The 4,981-nt window shown below is 61.6% G+C and carries 5 protein-coding genes, 1 tRNA gene and 1 pseudogene; all 7 read right to left on the reverse strand.

Annotated elements, in window-relative coordinates:
• Nucleotides 1–406: 406 nt before the first annotated feature.
• Nucleotides 407–482, reverse strand: a tRNA-Phe gene (locus tag ACSLE4_RS08275).
• 118 nt (nucleotides 483–600) lie between these two features.
• On the reverse strand, nucleotides 601–813 hold the full coding sequence (locus ACSLE4_RS08280; RefSeq protein ID WP_435903991.1) for a DNA gyrase inhibitor YacG: 213 nt from the start codon (nucleotides 811–813) through the stop codon (nucleotides 601–603).
• Nucleotides 810–1,550, reverse strand: coding sequence for a Maf-like protein (locus ACSLE4_RS08285; RefSeq protein WP_435903994.1), 741 nt, complete (start codon nucleotides 1,548–1,550; stop codon nucleotides 810–812). Before ACSLE4_RS08285 ends, ACSLE4_RS08280 begins: the two co-directional genes overlap by 4 nt.
• 10 nt (nucleotides 1,551–1,560) lie before the next feature.
• A complete protein-coding gene (gene infA / locus ACSLE4_RS08290) occupies nucleotides 1,561–1,779 on the reverse strand; it encodes a translation initiation factor IF-1 (protein WP_069440748.1) in 219 nt (72 codons plus the stop codon).
• Nucleotides 1,780–2,407: 628 nt separating this feature from the next.
• Nucleotides 2,408–2,617, reverse strand: a complete 210-nt coding sequence (locus ACSLE4_RS08295; protein WP_435903992.1) for a cold-shock protein — start codon at nucleotides 2,615–2,617, stop codon at nucleotides 2,408–2,410.
• A 479-nt stretch (nucleotides 2,618–3,096) separates the two neighbouring features.
• Entirely contained in the window at nucleotides 3,097–4,425 is a 1,329-nt protein-coding gene (locus ACSLE4_RS08300; RefSeq protein WP_435903993.1) for an amidohydrolase family protein, read from the reverse strand.
• A 379-nt stretch (nucleotides 4,426–4,804) separates the two neighbouring features.
• Nucleotides 4,805–4,981, reverse strand: a pseudogene (locus ACSLE4_RS08305) (IS110 family transposase); the annotation flags it as partial.

The raw sequence follows: 4,981 nt of genomic DNA on the forward strand, positions 1-4,981 counted from the left end.
GGAAGCAGTCGATAGAGGCCGACGATAATTAACCGGTCAAAGATATTGAAGCAGAGCCTCTTGGGCGCAGTACGCCGCAGGACGACGATCTGCTGCCGCAGAGCCCGGTTCTCGGCTTCAAGTGACGCTCGGGATCGGAATAACCCGATGAGCAACGACCAAAGCAATCTGCAAGCGTCCCACATCGGGTGTCACCCGATTCGTCGTGTCTCGCCAACCGGATGACATTTGCGCTAGGGACAGGCCCGGCGCGCCTCGTATGTCGCGTGTATGTTGCGTCCACTTGCGGCAAGACGGGGAACCCAGGGGAATTTAGGTGCAAAAACAGCGCATTAGCTGCCGGGGGCAAAAATGCTAACTTGCCAGACTGAACGAGTGTCAACTAACTGATTCTAGTAGGATATTGTGGTGCCCAGGGGCGGATTCGAACCACCGACACGCGGATTTTCAGTCCGCTGCTCTACCAACTGAGCTACCTGGGCCCGCCGTTTACGGCATATGGGCGATGGGCTTTCCCAAAGGCATAAGGCCTACGCAAGGCCCTGGCTTATAGGAAATCGACCCGGCTCTGTCGAGACCGGGATTTGACCCGAGACTCCCTTACTCGAGGTCTTCGTCGCGCGGGCCAAAGGCGTCATCGATCTTGGCGACCGGCTCGCCGGGCACGGCATAGGCGCCCTTCAGCCAGCGGCCGAGATCGATCTCGGCGCAACGCTTCGAGCAGAACGGGCGATGCGCAGGGTCGGTGGGTTTGCCGCAGACGGGACAGACCGCGGACTTGCTTTGCGCCGGCTTGCCCGCACCCGCCGTCACTCCGTTTCGACCTCCGACTTTGAGAGCCACAACAAGGTGACGGGGTAGCCCTCGCCGGCCAGCAGGCCGACCACTTCGGTGAGGGGCAGGCCCACGACATTCGTATAAGAGCCCACGAGCTTCACCACGAAGGCGCCGGCAATGCCTTGAATGGCATATCCGCCCGCCTTGCCCTTCCACTCGCCGCTCGCCAGATAGGCGCCGATCTCCTGATCGGAGATGTTGCGGAAGCGGACCCGCGTCTCCACGACGCGCTCGCGCCAGCGGCCTTCCGGCGTGACCAGGCAGATGGCGGTGTGCACCCGGTGGGCGCGGCCGCGCAGCAGGCGCAGCATGTCGGCGGCCTCATGCTCGAGCTCCGCCTTGCCAAGCACGCGGCGGCCGACGGCGACGACGGTGTCGGCGGCCAGCAGAAAGGCCTTGGCGAATTCGGGCTCGGACTTGGTGATCTTGAGCGCGGCCTCGGCCTTGGCGCGGGCGAGCCGGCGCACGATATGGCGCGGCACCTCGCCCTTGGCGACGCTCTCGTCGACCGAGGACGGGCGCAACGCATCCGGCGCGATGCCGGCCTGCTCGAGAAGCTGAAGGCGGCGCGGCGAGGCGGAGGCGAGCACCAGCTTGGGCCGGAAGCTCGAGCCAGGAGTCGGCGCGCGCCGACGCGGCGGCCGCTTCGGCGTTTTCGCCTTGGCGGGGTTCGCAAAAGCAGGCTCAGCCGCAGCGGGTTCACTCCGCTTCAGCCCGAGCTTGCTACTTAAACCGGTAAGTGATCCGACCTTTAGTGAGATCATAGGGGGTCATCTCGACCAGAACCTTGTCGCCAGCAAGCACCCTAATACGGTTCTTGCGCATCCGTCCCGCCGTATGGGCAATGATCTCGTGTTCGTTCTCGAGCTTCACCCTAAAGGTGGCGTTCGGGAGCAGTTCTGTGACCACCCCCGGGAATTCGAGCATTTCTTCCTTCGTCATCAGGCTCCTTCCGCATCTGCCGATTGCCGCGGAGAATGGTCGGGTGAGCGTCCAAAATCAAGGACGATTCCCCGCGATTGAACCAGCATGCCGAGATTCCCGCCGCCCCGAGGAGGGGCGGAGGCATGAGGGGGATGGCGCGCCGAAAAGCGCAAATCCTAATGTGTCGCGATCCGAAGACCGCGCGTGCGCCTTCCGGCGCGCCAATCGCGGCGGTTACGGCACCGGGCCCCGCTTCTCATTGTTCTCTGCGCTACCGGCCTCCGGCCTGCTTGAGCGCTATGTGCACTTCGGCCTTTGACCCGCTGTCGCGCGAGAGCAAATCCCAGCGAGCTTCTCGCGGGGGCTCGTAGTAGCCCCGGGGGGTGGCTCCAGCGCCGCCCCGAGGTCTCCTTGCGAACGAGACCCGCAGGGGCCGCACCTCAATCCCGCCTCAACGCACGCCTCGCGAAAGCGCCCTTTAACGGACGAGGTGGAGATATTCTACGGCAGGTTCGGAGGGCGGGGATAAGTTATTAAGGCTGATGTCCGGCAAGTGCCACAAGTGGACCTCAAGACCCTGAAAACTAAAAAGCCGCCCCCGAAGGGGACGGCTCTCATTTTCTCAAAGCTCGTGTGGTCGTGACGACTACTCAGCCTGGATGCGTGCCACGGCGGTTTTGCCGCTGCGGCTGTCAACTTCGGTCTCAAACGAGACCTTCTGGCCCTCGGACAACCCGCTCATGCCGGCGCGCTCTAGCGCGGTGGCGTGAACAAATACGTCCTTGCTGCCGTCTTCCGGCTCAATGAAGCCGAAGCCCTTTTGGTCATTGTAGAATTTCACAGTGCCCTTGATCATAAGGGGTCGTCCTTTCGATGTAGTCAGTTGCAGTCGAGCTTAAGGTCGCCAGAGGCGAGGTCCGAAGCTTGTTCGTCGATGTTTGGAGGGTCTGAACGCGCGCCTGGCAATCAGCGAAGGCGAAACGGCGATATTGTCCGGCCAAATGTCGATACCCCTTAAATAAGCGGCAAGATTGTCTTCTACAAGCCCTATCTCGTCCATGGTCCCACAGGGGAAAGTAGAGCTCTCGACGCCTTTCCGTCGCGGGGGTCGTTGCGATCGCCATTCTCGTGCTGCTGTACGGCATAGAGCGCAGCAAAGGGAAAGGAATCGGACCAGAGAAGCAAGGTCTCTTCGGCTCCGCCGTCAGCCCTGCTGTCCTTTGGTGTGAGCATGCCATGGCCTACATAATAAACGACCACGGTGGCGCCTCGAGGCAAGGTGGTGCGAAGTTCAGTAACCGATCTTGCGATGGCATCGTCTGGCTCGACGTAGGCTCACTTGGTCAAAGCGTTCTTGTAGATGACGCCGTCCTTCATGATGATTTTGAAGCTATTGGCGGGATCGGCAATCAGGTTGATATTGTCCAGCGGATTTCCGTCGACAAGCAGCAAATCCGCGAGTGCGCCCTGTTCCACGACGCCGAGTTTGCCGGGATAGGGATTGCGCTTGCCGGACAGCGCCAGCAGTTCGGCGTTTGTCGATGTCGCCATGACCAGTGCTTCGGCGGAGGTGTACCAGCGAGTGAGCGAGGCCAGAATTGCCCCCTGTTGCTGCGCCAGCGCGCGAGAGAACAGGACGTCGGTACCCCACGCCGTCTTGATCTTGTACTTCTTTGCAAACTCGTAGGACCTGGCTATGCCGGGCCAGACCTCATCCGCCTTGGCTCGCTGGACTGAACCCACCGGAAAGCCCAGCCTCAAGTCCTCGGGGAGGGGCTGCAAGCTCAACCAAATATCCTTCTCGGCAAGCAGCTTGGCGGTAGCCTCGTCCATCAGCATGCCGTGTTCGATACACTTCACGCCAGCCGCAATGGCTCTCTGGATCGCAGCCGGAGTAAAGGCATGCGCGGCGACATACGTGCCCCAATTCTCGGCCGCTTCAACCGCGGCGCGCAGTTCGGCCTCGGTGAAGGTGGTCACGTCGACCGGACTGAAGGGTGACGACACTCCGCCGCCCGCCGTCAACTTGACTTGCGAGGCGCCCTGCATGAGCTGTTCGCGCGCGCGAACGCGCACCTCGTCAGGGCTGTCCGCGACCATGGCGCCACCGACCTGCTCCATGCGGGTGAGCATGCCGCCGATCGTCCGTGGGAGATCGGTTAGCTGACGGAAATCCCCATGCCCGCTCGTGACAGTGATAATGGCGCCGGACGGATAGATGCGCGGGCCCTTGACGATGCCCTCGTCGATGGCGCGCTTGAGACCGAACACCGGCCCGCCAACATCGCGAACGGTGGTGAAGCCGCGCATTAGAGTGTCAGTCGCCTCGTTACCAGCCGCTAGATTGTTGTAGCCGACATCACCGAGTGATTGTGCCGGGGTCACCCGCACCAACATCGCATGCCAATGATTGTCGATCAGGCCGGGCATCAGCGTGCGCCCGTTTCCGGCGATACGCAGAGCGCCGGCTACAGCGATCGGTGCCGTAGAAATACGCTCGATGACGTTGCCCTTGACCAGCACATTCGACGGAGCGGAAAGGGCTGCGCTCTTTCCGTCGAAGATTCGGACATTTTCGAAAAGCACATCGTCGGCGTTCGCGGCGCTACAAAATCCCAGCGCGAGAACTGCCGCGAGCCATCGTCTGCCGACAGGAAGCAACATGAAAGCTCTCCGCGCAAGAAAGCTTGCATTATAGCGGCCTAAGCCAGACCGTTGGAAGGGGGAGCCCAACACGGGTTCCAACCTCCGGATGTCCGCTTCTCTAATCGGCCGTTCGGGGTCAAGCGCTTTCAGACTATCCACCAATTCAGTGTCGATGCCGCTCGCAGGCTCGTGCTTCTCTTCGGAATCGGCACCAAGGCCCTTCCATCATGGGATTCGAAGACGAGGTGGAACAATCTTTGGGGCGGCCTTGCCATCAAGCGACGGTAGGTCCAAGCGGACATACGATCTCACCTCATCCGTCGTCCCGCGAGGGACATCATTCCACCGTTCGGTGGAACTCGCGTGTTCTCCTATTGCCTTTGATCCCGCACCGCGCTCATGCCGCTGCGATCTCCCGGGTCCAGCGGAACTCGGTGCCGTCGACCCAGATGCGGTGCATGATCACAGCCAACCGGCGTGCCAGGGCCACGATTGCCTTCTTCATGCCGCGGCGCCTGGCGATCTGCATCGCCCAGGCCTTGAGCCAAGACCACCGCGTTGAGCGTACCAGCAT

This window comes from Methyloceanibacter sp. (assembly GCF_051306395.1).
In the GTDB taxonomy this organism is placed as follows: domain Bacteria; phylum Pseudomonadota; class Alphaproteobacteria; order Rhizobiales; family Methyloligellaceae; genus Methyloceanibacter.

Coding starts and splice junctions, on each gene's coding strand:
- infA (WP_069440748.1), bottom strand. CDS start 1,779: ATGACGAAGGAAGAAATGCTCGAATTCCCGGGGGTGGTCACAGAACTG.
- ACSLE4_RS08295 (WP_435903992.1), bottom strand. CDS start 2,617: ATGATCAAGGGCACTGTGAAATTCTACAATGACCAAAAGGGCTTCGGC.
- ACSLE4_RS08300 (WP_435903993.1), bottom strand. CDS start 4,425: ATGTTGCTTCCTGTCGGCAGACGATGGCTCGCGGCAGTTCTCGCGCTG.